At 72.1% G+C, this 18,604-nt stretch carries 19 protein-coding genes; 12 read left to right on the top strand and 7 right to left on the bottom strand.

The window, feature by feature from the left end; translation table 11 throughout:
- Nucleotides 1-36 precede the first annotated feature (36 nt).
- Nucleotides 37-909, bottom strand: a complete 873-nt coding sequence (locus tag HP550_RS01565; RefSeq protein ID WP_175345844.1) for a poly(ethylene terephthalate) hydrolase family protein — start codon at nt 907-909, stop codon at nt 37-39.
- Nucleotides 910-1,085: 176 nt separating this feature from the next.
- Between HP550_RS01565 and HP550_RS01560 the strand changes: the two genes are divergently transcribed.
- Entirely contained in the window at nt 1,086-2,237 is a 1,152-nt protein-coding gene (locus HP550_RS01560) for an epoxide hydrolase family protein (protein WP_175345843.1), read from the top strand.
- Here the strand turns inward: HP550_RS01560 and HP550_RS01555 are convergent.
- Nucleotides 2,227-2,859: a class I SAM-dependent methyltransferase gene (locus HP550_RS01555; RefSeq protein WP_175345861.1), complete on the bottom strand. Its 633-nt coding sequence runs from the start codon at nt 2,857-2,859 to the stop codon at nt 2,227-2,229. The genes HP550_RS01560 and HP550_RS01555 overlap by 11 nt on opposite strands.
- A 198-nt stretch (nt 2,860-3,057) precedes the next feature.
- On the opposite strand from HP550_RS01555, the gene sigE reads away from it, so the two are divergent.
- The 8 genes from sigE (at nt 3,058) to HP550_RS01515 (ending at nt 10,228) form a co-directional block, all read left to right on the top strand.
- A complete protein-coding gene (gene sigE / locus HP550_RS01550) occupies nt 3,058-3,636 on the top strand; it encodes an RNA polymerase sigma factor SigE (protein WP_175345842.1) in 579 nt (192 codons plus the stop codon).
- Nucleotides 3,633-4,616 carry a zf-HC2 domain-containing protein gene (locus HP550_RS01545; RefSeq protein WP_175345841.1) on the top strand — a complete coding sequence of 328 codons (984 nt, stop codon included), beginning with the start codon at nt 3,633-3,635 and terminating at the stop codon, nt 4,614-4,616. Before sigE ends, HP550_RS01545 begins: the two co-directional genes overlap by 4 nt.
- The gene (locus HP550_RS01540; protein ID WP_175345840.1) at nt 4,613-6,112 is read left to right on the top strand and encodes a S1C family serine protease; all 1,500 of its coding nucleotides are present in this window, start codon (nt 4,613-4,615) and stop codon (nt 6,110-6,112) included. The genes HP550_RS01545 and HP550_RS01540 overlap by 4 nt, the downstream gene beginning before the upstream one ends.
- A 37-nt stretch (nt 6,113-6,149) precedes the next feature.
- Nucleotides 6,150-6,542 carry a twin-arginine translocase TatA/TatE family subunit gene (locus HP550_RS01535; RefSeq protein ID WP_175345839.1) on the top strand — a complete coding sequence of 131 codons (393 nt, stop codon included), beginning with the start codon at nt 6,150-6,152 and terminating at the stop codon, nt 6,540-6,542.
- A gap of 80 nt (nt 6,543-6,622) precedes the next feature.
- Complete coding sequence (trpS, locus tag HP550_RS01530; RefSeq protein WP_175345838.1) at nt 6,623-7,663, top strand: tryptophan--tRNA ligase; 1,041 nt, start codon at nt 6,623-6,625, stop codon at nt 7,661-7,663.
- Nucleotides 7,660-8,232 (top strand): 2'-5' RNA ligase family protein, encoded by a 573-nt coding sequence (locus HP550_RS01525; RefSeq protein WP_175345837.1) that lies wholly within the window; start codon nt 7,660-7,662, stop codon nt 8,230-8,232. Before trpS ends, HP550_RS01525 begins: the two co-directional genes overlap by 4 nt.
- Before the next feature lie 9 nt (nt 8,233-8,241).
- Nucleotides 8,242-9,249, top strand: coding sequence for a YihY/virulence factor BrkB family protein (locus tag HP550_RS01520; protein WP_175345836.1), 1,008 nt, complete (start codon nt 8,242-8,244; stop codon nt 9,247-9,249).
- 52 nt (nt 9,250-9,301) lie between these two features.
- Nucleotides 9,302-10,228 (top strand): YihY/virulence factor BrkB family protein, encoded by a 927-nt coding sequence (locus tag HP550_RS01515; protein WP_175345835.1) that lies wholly within the window; start codon nt 9,302-9,304, stop codon nt 10,226-10,228.
- Nucleotides 10,229-10,232: 4 nt separating this feature from the next.
- On the opposite strand, the gene HP550_RS01510 is transcribed toward HP550_RS01515, so the two are convergent.
- The 5 genes from HP550_RS01510 to sdhC form a co-directional block, all read right to left on the bottom strand.
- Nucleotides 10,233-11,024, bottom strand: coding sequence for a phosphotransferase (locus tag HP550_RS01510; protein WP_175345834.1), 792 nt, complete (start codon nt 11,022-11,024; stop codon nt 10,233-10,235).
- A 168-nt stretch (nt 11,025-11,192) separates the two neighbouring features.
- The gene (locus HP550_RS01505; protein ID WP_175345833.1) at nt 11,193-11,954 is read right to left on the bottom strand and encodes a succinate dehydrogenase iron-sulfur subunit; all 762 of its coding nucleotides are present in this window, start codon (nt 11,952-11,954) and stop codon (nt 11,193-11,195) included.
- Nucleotides 11,954-13,804, bottom strand: coding sequence for a succinate dehydrogenase flavoprotein subunit (gene sdhA / locus HP550_RS01500; protein WP_175345832.1), 1,851 nt, complete (start codon nt 13,802-13,804; stop codon nt 11,954-11,956). The genes HP550_RS01505 and sdhA overlap by 1 nt, the downstream gene beginning before the upstream one ends.
- A 36-nt stretch (nt 13,805-13,840) precedes the next feature.
- Nucleotides 13,841-14,302, bottom strand: a complete 462-nt coding sequence (gene sdhD, locus HP550_RS01495) for a succinate dehydrogenase, hydrophobic membrane anchor protein (protein ID WP_057207982.1) — start codon at nt 14,300-14,302, stop codon at nt 13,841-13,843.
- Nucleotides 14,302-14,691: a succinate dehydrogenase, cytochrome b556 subunit gene (gene sdhC, locus HP550_RS01490; RefSeq protein WP_343047934.1), complete on the bottom strand. Its 390-nt coding sequence runs from the start codon at nt 14,689-14,691 to the stop codon at nt 14,302-14,304. The genes sdhD and sdhC overlap by 1 nt, the downstream gene beginning before the upstream one ends.
- 189 nt (nt 14,692-14,880) lie before the next feature.
- Here sdhC and HP550_RS01485 point away from each other — a divergent pair, with 189 nt between their 5' ends.
- The 3 genes from HP550_RS01485 to HP550_RS01475 all read left to right on the top strand — a co-directional run bounded on the left by HP550_RS01485 (nt 14,881) and on the right by HP550_RS01475 (nt 18,589).
- Entirely contained in the window at nt 14,881-15,999 is a 1,119-nt protein-coding gene (locus tag HP550_RS01485) for a mannose-1-phosphate guanylyltransferase (RefSeq protein ID WP_175345830.1), read from the top strand.
- Between the two features lie 92 nt (nt 16,000-16,091).
- Entirely contained in the window at nt 16,092-17,288 is a 1,197-nt protein-coding gene (locus HP550_RS01480) for an amidohydrolase (RefSeq protein WP_246280399.1), read from the top strand.
- Between the two features lie 206 nt (nt 17,289-17,494).
- Complete coding sequence (locus tag HP550_RS01475) at nt 17,495-18,589, top strand: BMP family lipoprotein (protein ID WP_175345828.1); 1,095 nt, start codon at nt 17,495-17,497, stop codon at nt 18,587-18,589.
- Nucleotides 18,590-18,604 lie beyond the last annotated feature (15 nt).

Below are 18,604 nucleotides of genomic sequence, written 5' to 3'. Positions count from 1 at the left end.
CCGTGACGGGTCTCGTCACGGGACGGGGTCGCCCGGTCAGAACGGGCAGCTCGTGCTCACGGCCGAGAACACCGAGCCCGAGGGCGCCGGGCAGAGGAACTGCGTGTAGCGGGTGTCGTTGTCGACGAACCGCTTGAGCCACGAGATCGACGACGAGGCGATCGTCGTGTTCGAGGTGTTCGGCGCGAAGTGGCTCGCCCCGCGCAGCTCGAGGTACGTGCGCGGAGTCGCGGACGGGAGCGTCTGGTAGAACGGCCGCGCGTGCGACGCCACGGGCGCGATGGTGTCGCTCTCCGCGCCGATCACGAGGGTCGGTGTGGTGACCTCCGGCCAGGTCTTGTCCGTGTTCCAGGGCGTCAGCGGGATCGCCGCCTTGAGGGACGGCCGGTCCTTGACGGCCTCGAGCGTGCCTCCGCCGCCCATCGAGTGGCCGATGACGGCCACCCGGCCGGCGTCGACGCGACCGGTCACAGAGCTCCGCTGGGTCAGGTAGTCGACGGCGGCGAGCAGCTGGTCACCGCGTGAGGCCGGCTGGTCGTAGACCGTCGTGGTGTCGATGGTGAGCACCACGAAGCCCTGGGACGCGAGGCGCGGGCCGAGCCACGCGATGCTCGACTGCCGCGCGGTGTACCCGGGCGCGACGACGACGGCGCCGAACGTGCCCTGGGACTGGTCGGTGGGGTAGTAGATGGTGCCGCCACCGAACCCGGACACGAGGTACCGGGAGACCGAGGTCTGCGCGACGGCGAACGCGCCGCGGGCAGCCTCGATGCTGCTCCTGCTGGGTTCCGGGCCCCGCTGGTAGGGGTTGTCCGCAGCGACGGCCGGAGCGGCGATGCTGCCGGCGACGAGCGTGGTGGTCAGGAGTGCGGTGGCGACGGCTCGGCGCCACGATCTCAGAGATGTCACGACGGTGTGTCCTCTCTCGGATGGAGCCCGCGGACGGACGTGCCCGTAGGCGCTTCATGCACAAACCGACCGGTCGGTTTCGACACGCTAGCACCGCCCTCGGGACTTGTCATCGACGATCTGTTGCTCCTGTCACACGCCGTAGCACTGCGGATCGTCGCCCTAGGCTGATCCGCATGCCGGACGCGACGCCCCGCCCCGAGCCGTTCACCCTGCACACCGACCCCGCCGCACTGGCGGACCTGCGCGCCCGCCTGCGGGCCACGCGCTGGCCGGATGCTCCGGAGGATGCGGGCTGGGCGCTCGGGACCGACGTCGCGTACCTGCGCGACCTCGTCGCGTACTGGGCGGACGGGTTCGACTGGCCGGCGCAGGAGGCGGACCTCGCCCGGCTGCCGCACTTCCGGGTCCCGCTGGGCGGCCTGGGGATCCACTACGTGCACGCACGCGCGGTCGCGCCGGCCGGGCCGGTGCTCCCGCTGGTCCTCAGCCACGGCTGGCCGGACTCGTTCTGGCGGTACTCGACGGTCGTGCCGCTGCTGACCGACCCCGGGGCGCACGGCGGTGACTCCGCGGACGCGTTCGACGTCGTGGTCCCGGACATGCCGGGCTACGGCTACTCGGACCGCCCGACCGGTCCGGCGCTCGACACGGTCGCCGTGGCCGGCCTGTGGGCCCGGCTGATGACCGTCCTCGGCTACGAGCGGTTCGGCGCGGCGGGCGGCGACATCGGCAGCGGGGTCAGCCGGTTCCTCGCACTCGATCACCCCGACCGCGTCGTCGCCGTCCACCGCACCGACGGAGGCCTGCCGGTCTTCGCAGGGGACCCGGCGACCCTCGCGCCCGAGGAGCGCGACTTCCTCGCGGGTGCCGCCGCGTGGGGCGGGTCGGAGGGCGCGTACGCCGCGATGCACCGCACCAAGCCGCAGACGGCCGCTGTCGGGCTCACCGACTCACCCGCGGGGCTCGCCGCGTGGATCGTCGAGAAGCTCAGGTCCTGGAGCGACCGGAGCCTCACGCCCGACGAGATGCTCACGAACCTGACGATCTACTGGCTCACCGGCACGATCGGCTCGTCGATGCGGATGTACAACGCCAACTCCGCGATCCCGCCCGCCCAGCACGCCCGCCGGGTCGAGGTGCCGTCCGGCTTCTCGCTGTTCCCCGGCGACCTCGTCCGGCCGCCGCGCGCGTGGCTGGACCGCACGGCGAACGTCGTCCGGGTCACGGAACCCCCGCGCGGCGGACACTTCGCGCCGATCGAGGAGCCCGAGCTCTACGCGCAGGAGCTGCGCGACTTCTTCCGGCCGTACCGCGTCAGCGCTTGACCGCGACCAGCAGGCCGTCGCCGGTGGGCAGCAGGGCCGGCAGCAGGCGGTCGTCGGCGCGGACGATGCGGCCGACCTCGCGGATGGTCGTCGTGGTCTCGTCGCGGCGCGCGGGGTCCGCGACCCGGTCGTGCCACAGCGCGTTGTCGACCGCGAGCACGCCGCCGGGCCGGAGCAGCCGCACGGCCTGCTCGACGTAGCCGGGGTAGTTCTCCTTGTCGGCGTCGACGAACACCAGGTCGTAGCCGCCGTCGGTGAGGCGCGGCACCACGTCGAGCGCGCGGCCGGAGATGGTGCGCGTCCGGGTGGGCTTGACGCGCTCCTCGACGAACGCCTCCTTGGCGGCACGCTGGTGCTCGACCTCGAGGTCGATGGTGGTGAGCACGCCGTCCGCGGGCATCCCGCGCAGGAGGTACAGGGAGCCGACGCCGGCGCCGGTCCCGATCTCGACGACCGCACGGGCCGCGACGGCGGCGGCCAGCACGCTCAGGGCGGCACCGGACCCGGGCAGGACCGGCGTGCACCCCAGCTGCGCGGCGCGTTCACGGGCGCGCAGCACGATGTCGTCCTCCTGCAGGAACTCCTCGCAGTAGACCCAGCTCTGGGCCTTGTCGGTGGAGATGGCTGCCTCCTGGGCGGATGACGGGGTGGTGCAACGGTCGTCGGCCAGCGTAGTCGCGCCCTGTCCGCCGACGCGGGAGGCGGTGGCCTCCGCTACCAGCGGAACTTCTCGCCCGTCGTGGGCGTTCCTAGCGTTCGAGGCTCACAGTTCCACCTGGGACACTGGAGCACGATGGCACGCACCGAGGAGACCGACCCCATGAGCACCCAGCCCGCCGCCTGGCAGGCACCGTCATGGGAGGAGATCGTCCGCGACCACTCCGCGCGGGTGTACCGGCTGGCGTACCGCCTCACGGGCAACAAGCACGACGCCGAGGACCTCACGCAGGAGACGTTCGTCCGCGTGTTCCGCTCCCTGCACTCCTACACGCCCGGCACGTTCGAGGGCTGGCTGCACCGCATCACCACCAACCTCTTCCTCGACCAGGCCCGCCGCAAGCAGCGCATCCGCATGGACGCCATGGGGGAGGACGCCGAGCGCTACGCCTCGGGCGACCAGCTGAGCGCCCCCGAGCGCGCGTTCGAGCACGGCAACCTCGACCTCGACATCCAGCGGGCGCTCGACCAGCTGCCCCCCGAGTATCGCGCGGCCGTCGTCCTGTGTGACATCGAGGGCCTGTCCTACGAGGAGATCGCGGTCACGCTCGGCATCAAGCTGGGCACCGTCCGCTCCCGCATCCACCGCGCTCGGGCGCGGCTGCGCGTGTCCCTCGAGCACCGCGCACCGAGCTCCTTCGCCGACTCTGCTGATGCCTCACCCCTGACGGTCCTCGGATGAGCCACCTCGGGTCGCGGATCAGCGCGCTGGTCGACGGGCAGCTCTCGGTGGCGGACACCGAGAAGGCCCTCGCGCACGTCGCCGTCTGCCCCGAGTGCTCCGCGGAGCTCACCGCGTCCCGCGCGGCCCGCCGCGCCCTGGCCTCCGCCGACGAGGTCGCCCCGGCCCCTGACCTCACGGCGCGGCTCCTGTCCCTCGGCTGCGGCGCGGAGCCGCTCACGTCCGACCTGTTCGCGCCGCCGGTGCGGCAGTCCCGCGACGAGCTGGCGTCCTACGGCGTCGCCAGCGGCGGCCTCGGTGCTCGGGGCTGGCGTGCCGGCAGCTCCCTGCGGGGCGACGTCGGCCACCGGCGGTCCTCGGTCCGGATCGCGGCCGGCTCGATGGCGGGCCTCGGCGCGGTCGCGGCGATGCTCTTCGTGCTGGGCGAGCGTCCCGACGTGGTGCCCACCGTGCACCCCGGCGTGGACCTCGGCCTGCTCGGTCAGGCGATCACGGCCGACCCGTCCGCCTCCGCCGACGAGATCAGCTCGTCGACCGTGCCGGTCGCGGGCAGCACCCGGGAGACGGTCGCGTGGCTCCGCCAGCACGCCTGGTCGTTCCCGGCCGAGCTGCCCACCGGCTGGTCGGTGACCACCGTGCGCTGGTCCGGCGACGATTCACGGGTGCTCGAGGTCGACGTGCTGGGACCGGACGGTGCCTCGCTCGTGGTGACCGAGCAGCAGGGCAGGCTCGACGCGACCGCGCTCGCCGGTGCACCCACGGCGGAGGTCGGCGGGCGTGAGGTCTACGTGCTGTCGTTCGAGCCGTGGCACGTCGTGTGGCAGGCGGACGGGACGGTCGTCCAGGTGGTCGGCTCGCAGCAGACGGACTCTGCCGCGACACTTGTGGGAGCCTTTCCGGGCGGCGCCTTCGACGACGGCGTGCCCGCGCGCATCACGCGCGGCTGGGCCACGGTGACAGGAGCGCTCGAACGGCCATGACGACCCCCGACGACGTGCAGCCCGTCCCGGTGCCCGCCGGAGAGGCGCCGGCGAGCCCGTTCGCGTCGCCGTCGGGACGCCGCACGCTGCCCCCGACACCGGACGTCGCTCCGGCTCCGGTCCCCGACGCGGCGCCCGTTGCGGAGGACCCGCCGGCGCGCGCCGAGCAGGTCCGGCCTCCCGGGACCCACTGGTCCGTCCCGCACGGCTCGGTGCCGTCCGCGGCGCCGACCTCACCCTTCGCGCCGCCGAACCCGTCCGGGCCGGCCGCCCACCAGCCCGCCCCGGAGTCGTGGGCGGGCGTGCCGTACGCGGCGACGGACGTCCCGTCCGAACCGGCACCAGGTCCGAGCGGCGTGCCGCACACCGTCGTCCTGCACCGCAAGCGCCGGCGCACGCTCTCGGCCGCGTGGCTGGTCCCGCTGCTCGTGCTCGCACTGGCGGCGGGTGCGATCGGCGGGGTCGTCGGCTCGCGGCTGGGCGAGGACGACCACCTGGCCGACGCCGGGCTGCCCCTGGCCGCCGCAGGCTCGAACACCATCGTGCGTGCACCCGAGTCGGTGGCGGGGATCGCCGCCGGGGTGCTGCCGAGCGTGGTCTCCATCCAGGTCGACGGTCCCGAGGGCAGCGCCACCGGGTCGGGGTTCGTGCTGCGCGGCGACGGCTACCTGGTGACCAACAACCACGTGATCGCGCAGGCCGACGACGCGGGCACGACCATCACGGTGACGTTCGGCGACGGCAGCGAGCAGGAGGCGTCGATCGTCGGGCGCACCTCCGACTACGACCTCGCGGTGCTCAAGGTGGACGTGCAGGGCCTGACCCCGCTGCTGCTGGGCGACTCCGACGAGGTGGTGGTCGGCGACGCCGTCGTGGCCGTCGGTGCGCCGCTCGGGCTGGCGGGGACCGTCACCACGGGGATCGTCAGCGCGCTCAACCGGCCCGTCTCGGCCGGCGAGTCGGAGGACCCGGACGACCAGGCGTTCATCAACGCGATCCAGACCGACGCCGCGATCAACCCCGGCAACTCCGGCGGACCGCTGGTGAACGCGGCCGGCGAGGTCATCGGGATCAACTCGGCGATCGCCCAGCCGCCGGGGTCCACGTCGCTCGTCGGGGGGAGCATCGGGCTGGGGTTCGCCATCCCCTCGAACCAGGTGCGCCGCACGTCCGACCAGCTCATCGAGACGGGCCACGCGACGTACCCGATCATCGGCGTGCTGCTCGACCAGCGGTACACGGGCGAGGGCGTGCAGGTGTCGTCGAGCGCGCAGGAGGACCGGCAGCCGGTCACCGCCGACGGCCCCGCGGAGCGTGCCGGCATCCACCCGGGCGACGTCATCCTGGCGATCGACGGACGCCCGGTGACCGACCCGGACGAGCTGATCGTGGCCATCCGCGCGCGCACCCCGGGAGACACGATCGTGCTCCACGTGCGCAGCGGCTCCAGCGAGCGCGACGTCCGCGTGAAGCTGGACGAGTCGCCCACGGACTGACCCCTGAGGGCTCAGCGCGCGGGGGTACTCTGACCCGGTGTTCGGGATCAACGGCGGTGAGCTGCTGGTGCTGCTCGTCGTCGCCGCGCTGGTCATCGGCCCCGAGCGGCTGCCCGGCTATGCCGAGCAGCTCGGCCAGTGGGTGCGTCGCGGCCGCCAGTTCGTCCGGGACGCCAAGGCGCGCGTGGACGAGGAGCTGGGCGAGGAGGTCGGGGACGTCGACTGGGCGGCCCTGGACCCGCGCAAGTACGACCCCCGCCGGATCGTGCGCGACGCGCTCCTGGAGGACGACCCGCCGGTCCGCCGCGTGAGCACCCCGGCCACCCGCCCCGTGACGGGCGCCGCGGCCGCGCGCGCGGCCACGGGGGGTGCTGCAGCGGCCTCCGTGCCGGCGCCGGCACCGACGCCGTACGACGACGAGGCCACCTGACGCCCACGCGAGATCACGTCCCCCCTCCTCCGGGACGGCACCCGGCACGACGGGTCCTCCCGCCCTGACAGAATGGTCCGATGGTCTTGGCGCCCCAGCAGTCGCGCATCTTCTCCGGGATGCAGCCCACCTCCGACTCCCTCCAGCTGGGCAACTACCTGGGCGCGCTGACCCAGTGGGTCGCCCTCCAGGAGGAGCACGACGCCATCTACTGCGTCGTCGACCTGCACGCGCTCACGGTGAGCCCCGACCCCTCCGTCCTGCGCGACCGCACGCGTCGCACCGCGGCGCAGTACCTGGCGGCCGGCGTGGACCCCGCGCGCTCGATCCTGTTCGTGCAGTCGCAGGTGCCCGAGCACGCCGAGCTGGCCTGGTTGTTGTCGTGCCACACGGCGTTCGGCGAGGCCAACCGGATGACGCAGTTCAAGGACAAGTCCGGCAAGCACGGGACCGAGGGCACCACCGTCGGGCTGTTCACGTACCCGGTGCTCATGGCGGCGGACATCCTGCTCTACGACACCAACCTCGTCCCTGTGGGGGAGGACCAGCGCCAGCACCTGGAGCTCACGCGCGACCTCGCGCAGCGGCTGAACGCGCGGTTCGGGCCGGACACGGTCGTCGTGCCGGAGCCGCACATCGTCAAGGCCACCGCCAAGATCTACGACCTGCAGGACCCGACGGCCAAGATGAGCAAGTCGGCCGAGAGCCCCAACGGCCTCATCGAGCTGCTGGACGACCCGAAGGTCGTCGCCAAGCGGATCAGGTCCGCTGTCACGGACGCGGAGCGCGAGATCCGCTTCGACCCCGAGCACAAGCCCGGCGTCTCCAACCTGCTCACCATCTACTCCGCGCTGACCGGCCGGGAGATCCCCGCGCTCGAGGCCGACTACGCGGGCAAGGGCTACGGCGACCTCAAGGTGGACCTGGCCGCCGTGGTGGTCGACTTCCTCACCCCGTTCCAGGCGCGCGTGCACGGGTACCTGTCCGACCCGTCGACGCTCGACGACGTCCTGTCCGACGGGGCCGACCGGGCGAGCAAGCTGGCCGCCGGCACGCTCGAGCGGCTCTACGACCGCAGCGGTCTGCTGCCGCGTCGCGCGCGCACCCGGGTGGGCGCGTGAGGCTGCCGGAGCGGTCCGGCGACCAGGTCCGGATCGGCGTCGCCATCACCGTGCCCGAGCCCTACGGCTCGGTGCTGCAGGCCGCCCGCGCGCGGTTCGGCGACCCGTGGGCCGAGTTCATCCCGCCGCACATCACGCTGCTCGGGCCGACGGTCATCGAGCACCACGAGATCCTCCCGGTCGACGAGCACCTGGCGACGATCGCCACCCAGCACGCACCGTTCGTCATCCGGCTGCGCGGCACCGCCACGTTCCGGCCCGTGTCGCCCGTCGTGTTCGTCCAGGTGACCGAGGGTGCGGGCGGCTGCGAGGCGCTGGAGCGCAGCGTGCGGTCGGGGGTGCTCACCCAGGAGCTCCGGTTCCGCTACCACCCGCACGTGACGGTCGCGCACGAGGTGCCCGACGACCAGCTGGACGCAGCGTTCGGGGGCATGGCGGACTTCGACGCCTCGTTCGTCGTCGACAGCTTCCACAGCTACGCCCACGGCGACGACGGTGTGTGGCGGCCAGCGCGTGACTTCAGCCTCACCGGTTCTCCCGCGGATGCCGGGGTCATCACCGCGACCTAGGGTCGGTCCATGGCAGCCGACGGCACGGACGAGACAGGGCCCGCGGTCGGTGCGGGAGCCGCTCACGCGCGCGCCGTGGCGACGTCGCCGGACCCGGTCGAGACGGGGCCCAAGCAGTCAGTGATCCAGAAGGCCAAGGCGCTGTTCGCGTGGTGGCAGCGCACCCGACCGGCCCGCGCGAACGCCCGGTTCGGCGCCCGCGGCGGTGGCGTGCTCACCGGAGGGATCGCCTACGCGGCGCTGTTCTCCGTCTTCGCCGCGCTGACCATCGGCTACACGGTGTTCATGGCGGTGCTGGGCGGGAACGACGAGCTGCGGCAGAAGGTCCTCGACGCCGTGAACGAGTCTCTGCCGGGGCTCATAGACACCGGCGACGGCGGGATGATCAAGCCCGAGTCCCTCGAGCTCAGCGGTGGCCTGACCGTCACGGGGATCATCGCCGTCGTCGTGCTGCTGCTGAGCGCGATCGCGGCGATGGCGGCCCTGCGGACCGCGGTGCGGGCGATGTTCGCCGAGGAGGGTGCCGGCGGGAACGCGGTGCTCGGCAAGGCGCGCGAGCTCGGCGGCTTCGCGGGCATGGCGTTCGCCGTGCTGCTCTCGGCGCTCGTGACGACGGGGGTCGCGAGCGCGGCGTCGTGGATCCTCGACTCGCTCGGCTGGGGGAGCGCGGCGACGGTCGTGGCGCGCGTGCTCGCCATCCTCGTGGCGTTCGTCATCGACGCGGCGACGTTCCTGCTCATCGTCTGGGTCCTCGCCGACGAGCGCCCGGCGTGGTGGGACCTGCGCTGGGGCGCGGTCATCGCGGGTGTCGGCATCGGCATCGTGCGCATCCTCGGCACGTCGGTCGTCGCCGGCAGCGTGAGCAAGAACCCGCTGTTCACCTCGGTGGCCGTGATCGTCACCCTGCTGGTCTGGATCAACCTCATCGCCCGCATCGTCCTGCTGGCGGCCGCATGGACCGCGGACCCGCCGTTCGTCGAGCCGGCGGCCGACGAACCCGAGGCGCCCACCGACTGAGCCGCCGCCCTCGACCTGTACCGGGCTCGCGCGCCCGACCTAGGGTCGGCCCATGGCAGCCGACGAGGTCGCGAGCGCAGGGGTCCGGCAGACGTCACCGGCCGCGCGGGGCAAGGCCCTGTTCGTGTGGTGGAAGCACACCCGACCCGGTCGGGCGAACGCGCGCTTCCGCGCACGCAGCGGCGGCGTCCTCTCGGGCGGCATCGCCTACGCGGCGCTGTTCTCGGTGTTCGCCGCACTGACCATCAGCTACACGGCGTTCGTCGCGGTGCTCGGTGACAACGACGAGCTGCGTGAGAGGGTCCTGCGGGCCGTCGACACCACGTATCCGCACCTGCTCGACACCGGGGACGGCCAGGGTGCCATCGACCCGGAGGTGCTCGAGCTGTCCACCAACCTGACCGTCGCGGGCATCGTCGCCGTCGTGGTGCTGCTGCTGAGCGCGATCGCGGCGATGACGGCCCTGCGCAGGTCGGTGCGGGCGATGTTCGCGACGGAGCTCGGCGGCAACCCGGTGCTCGGCAAGGCTCGCGACCTCGGCGGGTTCGTCGGGATGGGGTTCGCCGTGCTGCTGTCGGCGACCCTGACCACCGGCCTCGGGACGGTGGCGTCCTGGATCCTCGACGCCCTCGGCTGGGACGGTCTGACGACCGCCGTGGTGCGGGCGCTCGGCATCCTCGTCGCGTTCGCGATCGACGTCGCGCTCTTCGTGCTGGTCGTCACGGTGCTGGCCGCGGAGCACCCGCCGCGGCGGGACCTGGTCCGGGGGGCGCTGGTCGCGGCGACGGGTCTCGGGATCGTGCGGACGCTGGGCACGACGGTCGTGGCGGGGAGCGTGAGCAGGAACCCGCTGTTCACCTCCGTCGCCGTGCTGGTGACGCTGCTGGTGTGGGTCAACCTGATCGCCCGGATCATGCTGCTCGCAGCCGCCTGGACCGCCGACCCGCCGTACGTCGCGCCGCCGGGAGCGCCCGCCTGAGCCGTCAGCGCGTGGCGTCCACCGCGGCGTGCAGCTCCGGGAGGCGCGACGCGAGGACCCTCAGGCGTGCGCGGGTGTTGGCGGGCTCTCCGGCCTCGCCCAGCCGCAGCATCCCCGGGTCTCCCGCCGCCTGCGCGGCCGCGATGCGGTCGGCCGCGTCCGTCATGCGGGTGATCACGTGGTCGAGGACCGCGTGCGGGTCCAGGCCGCCGTAGCCGTCCGCGATCGTGTGCAGGGCGTGCGCGACCTCGGCAGCGTCGGCGTCGGGGAACAGGACCGCGCTGTTCCAGGTGAACATCGCCACGTCGTCCAGCGGGATCCCGGGGCCGGCGACGTCCCAGTCGAACACCCCGGCCAGCTCGTCGCCGTCGAACGTCATGTTGTACATCGCGGAGTCGTGGTGGCAGACGATCTCGCCGGGCGCCAGCGCGCGCTCGACGAACCGCCAGCGCCGGGTGTCCCGCGGGAAGCCGGCGACGACCGCGTGGTACTCCCGCAACCAGTGCATCGCCGACCGGACCTGGGCGTCGCTGAGCGTCTCCCGGCCGATGTCCAGCACGCGGCCGGGCAGGAACGTGAGGATCTCCCGGTCGCGGTCGTCGATGCCGAGCACCCGGGGGATGCGGGGGAGCTCCGCGGCGGCCAGGAAGTCGAGCAGCTCGTGGACCGCCGGGGTCCACGGGCCGGTCGGGCGGCGGACCGTGTCACCGACGCGGACCGCCCCGCCGACGTTCCCGCCGGGCAGCGGGATCTCGTCGTCCGGGCCGGGGGTCGCGGTGAGGGGTTCAGCGGGCACGGGTGATCATCGCGCGCCTGACGGCCGCTGCGCGACTCACTTCTCCCGCGCACCCCGACGAGCTCGTGTGACGACTTCGCTCCGCCAGGCGGAACAAGGTACTCACACGAGAGGGCGCGCACCCGGTGCGGGTGCGTGCCCCCCTCGTAGACGAATCGCTGTCGTGCGTCAGAAGGCGCGCGTGATCATCGCGCGCTTCACTTCCTGGATCGCCTTGGTGACCTCGATGCCACGCGGGCACGCCTCGGTGCAGTTGAAGGTGGTGCGGCAGCGCCACACGCCTTCCTTGTCGTTGAGGATCTCGAGGCGCTGGGCGCCACCCTCGTCGCGGCTGTCGAAGATGAACCGGTGCGCGTTGACGATCGCCGCGGGGCCGAAGTACTGGCCGTCGGTCCAGAACACCGGGCACGACGAGGTGCACGCGGCGCACAGGATGCACTTGGTGGTGTCGTCGAACCGCTCGCGCTGCTCGGCGCTCTGCAGGCGCTCCTTGGTGGGCTCGTTCCCGGTGGTGATGAGGAACGGCATGATCTCGCGGTAGGACGCGAAGAACGGCTCCATGTCGACGACCAGGTCCTTGATCACCGGCAGGCCCTTGATGGGCTCGATGATGATCGGCTTGCTCGGGTCCAGGTCCTTGAGCAGCGTCTTGCAGGCCAGCCGGTTGCGGCCGTTGATCCGCATCGCGTCGGACCCGCAGACGCCGTGGGCGCAGGAGCGACGGAACGTCAGCGAGCCGTCCTCCTCCCACTTCACCTTGTGCAGGGCGTCGAGGACGCGGTCGGTGCCGTGGGCGCGGACCGTGAACTCGTCCCAGTACGGCTCCGGTGCGCCGGCCCCGTCGTCCGGCAGGAAGCGCCGGATCTTCAGGGTCACGTCGAAGGACGGGATCACGGGAGCGGCCGAGGGCGCGTCAAGCGTCGCAGTCATCAGTACTTACGCTCCATCGGCTGGTAGCGGGTCATCGTGACGGGCTTGGAGCCCAGCACGAGCTGGTAGTCCTCGAACAGGGTGGTGTGCGCGAACGAGCCCTTGTGGTCCCCGTCGCCCTCGGTGCCCCAGAGGCGGTGGCCCTTCACGGGGAGCGGGCGCCGGTAGGCCATCGTGTGGCGCATGTAGTTCTTGTCGTCGCGGTCCGGGAAGTCCTCGCGGAAGTGCCCGCCGCGCGACTCGTCGCGGTTGAGGGCGCCGACGACGACCGTCTCCGCGATGTCGAGCAGGAAGCCCAGCTCGACGGCCTCGAGCAGGTCGGTGTTGAACATCTTGCTCTTGTCCTGCACCGACACCCGGCGGAACCGCTTCTGGAGGGCCTTGATGTCGTTGAGCGCCTGGGTCAGCGACTCGGACGTGCGGAACACCTGCGCATTCAGGTCCATCGACTCCTGGAGCGCCTTGCGGATGTCCGATACACGCTCGCCGTCGGGGCGCGTGCGGATCTCCTCCAGCCCGGCGACGACCGTGGCCGCGGGGTCGTCGGGGAGCTCGATGAACGACGCGGTCTGCGCGTAGGCCGCAGCCGAGATGCCGGCCCGCTTGCCGAACACGTTGATGTCGAGCAGCGAGTTGGTGCCCAGGCGGTTGGAGCCGTGCACGCTCACGCACGCGACCTCGCCGGCGGCGAACAGGCCGCGGATGACGTCGGTGGAGTTGCGCAGCACCTGCGCCTCGATGTTGGTGGGGATGCCACCCATCGCGTAGTGCGCCGTCGGGTAGACCGGCACGGGCTCGGTGTACGGCTCGATGCCGAGGTACGTCCGGGCGAACTCGGTGATGTCGGGGAGCTTGGCGTCGATGTGCGCCGGCTCGAGGTGCGTCAGGTCGAGCAGCACGTAGTCCTTGTTCGGACCGGCGCCGCGGCCCTCGCGCACCTCGTTGGCCATGGATCGGGCGACGATGTCGCGCGGCGCCAGGTCCTTGATGGTCGGGGCGTAGCGCTCCATGAAGCGCTCGCCCTCGGAGTTCCGCAGGATGCCGCCCTCGCCGCGCGCGGCCTCCGACAGAAGGATGCCGAGCCCGGCCAGGCCGGTCGGGTGGAACTGGAAGAACTCCATGTCCTCCAGCGGGATGCCGCGGCGGTACGCCAGCGCCATGCCGTCGCCCGTGAGGGTGTGTGCGTTGGAGGTCGTCTTGTAGATCTTCCCGGCGCCGCCCGTGGCCAGGACCACCGACTTGGCCCGGAACACGTGGATCTCGCCGGTGGCCAGCTCGTAGGCGACGACGCCCGAGACGTTGACCTCCTCGCCGTCCGGCACGTGGCCGGCCGCGAGGTCGTGGTCCACCAGCAGGTCGAGCACGTAGAACTCGTTGTAGAACTCGACGTCGTTCTTCACGCACTGCTGGTAGAGCGTCTGGAGGATCATGTGGCCGGTGCGGTCCGCGGCGTAGCAGGACCGGCGCACGGCCGCCTCGCCGTGGTTGCGGGTGTGCCCGCCGAACCGGCGCTGGTCGATCTTGCCCTCGGGCGTCCGGTTGAACGGCAGGCCCATCTTCTCCAGATCCAGCACCGCGTCGATGGCCTCCTTGGCCATCACCTCGGCGGCGTCCTGGTCCACCAGGTAGTCACCGCCCTTGACGGTGTCGAACGTGTGCCACTCCCAGTTGTCCTCCTCGACGTTGGCCAGGGCGGCGCACATGCCGCCCTGCGCCGCACCCGTGTGGGAGCGCGTCGGGTAGAGCTTGGAGATGACGGCGGTGCGCACGCGCGTCGAGGACTCCAGGGCCGCGCGCATGCCGGCGCCGCCCGCGCCGACGATCACGACGTCGTACTGGTGGGTCTGCATCGCGGTCGATGCCTTCCTGTTTCTGAGGGGAGAGCGTCAGGCCGTGGTGCAGAACGAGGGCAGCAGGTCAGCCGGTGATCCCGCCGGGCACGGGTCGAACGTGAAGATGACGAGCGTGCCGAGCACGACGACGACGACGAACGCCAGGTACAGCGACGCCTTGAGGGCGAGCCGCACACCGTCGCGCTCCGCGTAGTCGTTGATGATCGTCCGCACGCCGTTGGTGCCGTGGATCATCGCGAGCCAGAGCATCAGCAGGTCCCAGATCTGCCAGAACGGCGACGCCCACTTGCCGGCGACGAAGCCGAAGTCGATCGCGGAGATGCCCTCACCGGCGACCAGGTTGACGAACAGGTGCCCGAAGATCAGGACGACGAGGATCACGCCGGACGCGCGCATGAACACCCAGCCGTAGAGCTCGGTGTTGCCGCGGGTGGTGAGGCGGGCCGGACGGGGCTTCGGCGGACGTGGGGCCTTCGGGTCGGCGATCGTGGTCATCACTCGCCTCCGAACACGTGCATGAGGTGACGGGGCAGGAAGCCGGCCATGGTCACGGCGAACAGGCCCATCACCACCCAGAGCATCACGCGCTGGTACTTGGGGCCCTTCGCCCAGAAGTCCACCAGGATGATCCGGATGCCGTTGAACGCGTGGAACACGATGGCGGCCACGAGCCCGGCCTCACCGAGCCCCATGATCGGGTTCTTGTACGTGCCGATCACGTCGTTGTAGGCCTCGGGCGACACGCGCACGAGCGAGGTGTCCAGCACGTGCACGAGCAGGAAGAAGAAGATCGCGACGCCGGTGACCCGATGGGCGACCCACGACCACATACCTTCCCGCCCTCGGTAGAGCGTTCCGGCGGGCACCTTGCGGGTGGCCGGCACTCCGCTGGGCGCGGGCGCTGCGGGCACTGGGGGCCTCCTGGCGGATCAGAGGTTCGGACGACGGCGTCCTTGTCGGCCCAACTGTAGTGAACTGAGGAGTACGCAACCGCTCGGCAAGGGTCCTTAGGCCCCCGCTGTGAGGTATTGCACAGCGTGGGGCAGGGGCGCGCGGTCGCTACCCTGACCCCCATGTCGACCACGCCCACCGTGTCCTCGGTGATCCCCGGATTCCACGCCGTCGTCCCGGCAGGCGGTGCGGGCACGCGCCTGTGGCCGCTGTCGCGCGCGGGCCACCCGAAGTTCCTGCTCGACCTCACCGGCTCGGGTCGCACCCTGCTGCAGGCGACGGTCGACCGGCTGCTCCCGCTCACCGGGGCGGGGGGCGTCCTCGTGGTGACCGGGGCACGGCACGCGGAGACCGTCGCCGGGCAGCTGCCCGAGGTCGGGGCCGAGGACGTGCTGGCCGAGCCCTCGCCGCGCGACTCGATGGCCGCGATCGGGCTGGCCGCCGCGGTCCTGCTCGCCCGGCACGGCGAGGACGTCGTGCTCGGGTCGTTCGCGGCCGACCACGTCATCGACGGTGCCGAGGGGTTCCAGCGCGCCGTGCGCGAGGGCGTCGTCGCGGCCCGTGCCGGGTACGTCGTGACCATCGGCATCGCGGCGACCGGACCGTCGACCGCGTTCGGCTACGTCCGCTCCGGTGCCTCGCTCGGCCTGGTTGACGCGCCGACGGTCGCCCACGCCGCCGGGTTCACGGAGAAGCCCGACGCCGACACCGCGACCGCGTACCTGGCGACGGGGGAGTACCGCTGGAACGCCGGGATGTTCCTCGTCCGCGCGCGCGTCCTGCTGGACCACCTGGCGACGCAGCTGCCGACGCTCGCCGCCGGACTGCAGGAGATCGCGGCCGCCTGGGACGGCCCGGACCGCGGCGAGGTGCTGGGGCGCGTCTGGCCGGGGCTGACCAGGATCGCGATCGACCACGCGATCGCCGAGCCGGTGGCCGCCGCCGGGGGAGTGGCCGTCGTGCCCGGCGACTTCACCTGGGACGACATCGGTGACTTCGAGTCGCTCGCCACGCTCCTGCCGGTGGACACCCTCGGCGACGACGGCGCCGTCCTGCGCATCGACGCCGACGGAGCCTTCGTCGTGCCCGGGACGGGCCGGACCGTGTCGGTGATCGGTCTGCCCGGAGCCGTGGTGGTCGACACCCCCGACGCCGTGCTGGTGACCACGCTCGCGCACGCGCAGGCCGTGAAGTCCGCGGTCGACGCCTGGCGCGCGCGCGGCCGCGAGGACCTGCTCTGACGCGGACACTCTCGGCCGCTGCTCGCGTGCGCGGCTAGGGTCGAAGCGTGTCCTCTGCTCATCCCGACCCGGTCGTCGCCCCCCTGACCAGCCTGCGACCCGACCCCACCGACCCCGCGTCGGCCCGCCTCGCCGTGCTGGTCGCCGAGCTGCGTGACGAGCTGGCCGCCGTCCGCCGGGACCTGCACGCGCACCCGGAGCTCGGCCGCACCGAGGTCCGCACCACCAAGCTGGTGGCCGAGCGGCTGCGGGCCGCCGGGCTCGAGCCGCGCCTCCTGCCCGGCAGCGGTCTGATCTGCGACATCGGTCCGGGCCCGGCGACCAGCGGCCGCAAGCGGATCGCCCTGCGCGCCGACCTCGACGGGCTGCCGGTGCAGGACACCACCGGCACGCCGTGGGCGTCGACCGTGCGGGGCGTCGCGCACGCCTGCGGGCACGACGTGCACACGGCGGCGGTGCTCGGCGCCGGGCTCGTCCTGGCCCAGCTGGCGGACGAGCTGCGCACCGGGGTGCGGCTGGTGTTCCAGCCGGCCGAGGAGGTGCAGCCCGGCGGGGCGCTCGACGTGGTCGCCGCGGGCGGGCTGGACGGCGTCGGGGAGATCTACTCGTTCCACTGCGACCCCAAGGTCGACGTCGGCCAGGTGGGCACCCGGATCGGCCCGATCACGTCCGCGAGCGACGAGGTCACCGTGACGATCACCGGACCGGGCGGGCACACGTCGCGCCCGCACCTGACGGGTGACGTGGTGTTCGCGCTCGGGCAGGTCATCACGCAGGTGCCCGCGATCCTGGGCCGCCGCCTGGACCCGCGCTCCGGGGTGAACCTCACCTGGGGCGCCGTACAGGCGGGGTCGGCGCACAACGCGATCCCGTCGACGGGGACCGTCAAGGGCACTCTGCGGTGCCTGGACGTCCGCGCGTGGGAGAAGGCGTCGGAGGTGTTCCACTCGGCGGTCGAGCAGGTCCTGGCGCCCCTGGGCGTCGAGGTCCAGGTCCGGCACCACCGGGGCGTCCCGCCCGTCGAGAACTCCGCGCACGCGACCGGGATCCTCGAGGCCGCTGCGCACGACGTGCTGGGCGCCGGGTCGGTCCAGCTGACCGAGCAGTCGCTGGGCGGCGAGGACTTCGCCTGGTACCTGACCAAGGTGCCGGGCGCGATGGCCCGGCTGGGCACGCGCACGCCGGGCGGTCACACCTACGACATCCACCAGGGCGACCTCCGGGTGGACGAGCGCGCGGTCGAGGTCGGGGCACTGCTCCTGGCGCGGACTGCCCTTCTCGCGGGCTGAGACGACGCGTCCGTCACCTGGGCGGACATACCAAGTCGGTAACGGAACCTGCACGGATACCCGCCGGTAACCTGCCCGACACCTCGTGCTGGCTATGGTCCGAGAATCAATGCCGGGCAGCCCCAGACCTTGTGGTGGTACACCGTCGTGCCAACCGCACGGTCGGCCCAGCCGGACCGGCTGCTGACGAGATTCAGGAGAGTCGCGTGAAGAAGATCATTCGAGTGGCCGCCCTCAGCGGGGCTGTAGCCCTCGCGCTTGCGGCGTGTGGCAGTGCTCCGGAGGAGACCGAGGAGACGACTGGCGGCGAGACAGCCGCGAGCGCCGACTACAAGGCCTGCATGGTCTCGGACGCGGGCGGCTTCGACGACAAGTCGTTCAACCAGTCCGGCTTCGAGGGCCTCACGCAGGCCGAGGAGGAGCTCGGGATCGAGATTGCCAGCGTCGAGTCCGCCGCCGACACCGACTACACCCCGAACATCGAGGGTCTCGTCGCCGAGAACTGCGACCTGATCATCGGCGTCGGCTTCCTGCTCGAGGACCCGATCCAGGCGGCCGCCGAGGCCAACCCGGACGTGAACTTCGCGCTCGTCGACAGCTCGTTCTCCGACGCTGACTTCAACCCGGTCACCCTGGACAACGCCAAGCCGATCCTCTTCGACACCGCCCAGGCGGCCTACCTCGCCGGCTACGTCGCCGCGGCGACGACGACCACCGGCAAGGTCGCGACCTTCGGTGGCATCGCCATCCCGTCCGTCACGATCTTCATGGACGGCTTCGCCGACGGCGTCGCCAAGTTCAACGAGGACAACGGCGGCGCCGTCCAGCTCCTCGGCTGGGACAAGGCCGCGCAGACCGGCGTCTTCGCCGGCAACTTCGACAGCCAGGACGACGGCAAGAACATCGGCCAGAGCTTCATCGACCAGGGCGCGGACATCATCATGCCCGTCGCCGGCCCGGTGGGCATCGGCACGGCGTCCGTCGCGCAGGCGGCCGGCACCGTCTCGATCATCGGTGTCGACGCCGACTGGTTCGAGACCACGGAGTACGGCCCGATCGTCCTCACCTCGGTCATGAAGGAGATCGGCCCGGCCGTCTTCGACACCATCAGCGAGGCCGTCGACGGCACCTTCAGCTCCGACCCGTACGTCGGCACGCTGGAGAACGAGGGCCTCGGCCTGGCGCCGTTCCACGACCTCGAGTCGAAGGTCCCCGCGGACGTCGTCACCAAGCTCGACGAGCTCAAGGCGTCGATCATCTCCGGTGACATCGTCGTCGAGTCCGACGCTTCCCCGAAGTGATCTGACGCAGTACCG

The sequence above is a fragment of the Cellulomonas humilata genome (genome assembly GCF_013359775.1).
Classification (GTDB): Bacteria; Actinomycetota; Actinomycetes; order Actinomycetales; family Cellulomonadaceae; genus Cellulomonas; species Cellulomonas humilata.
Note: the sequence above shows the minus strand (reverse complement) of the source record. Positions and strands in the feature narration are given on the sequence as shown.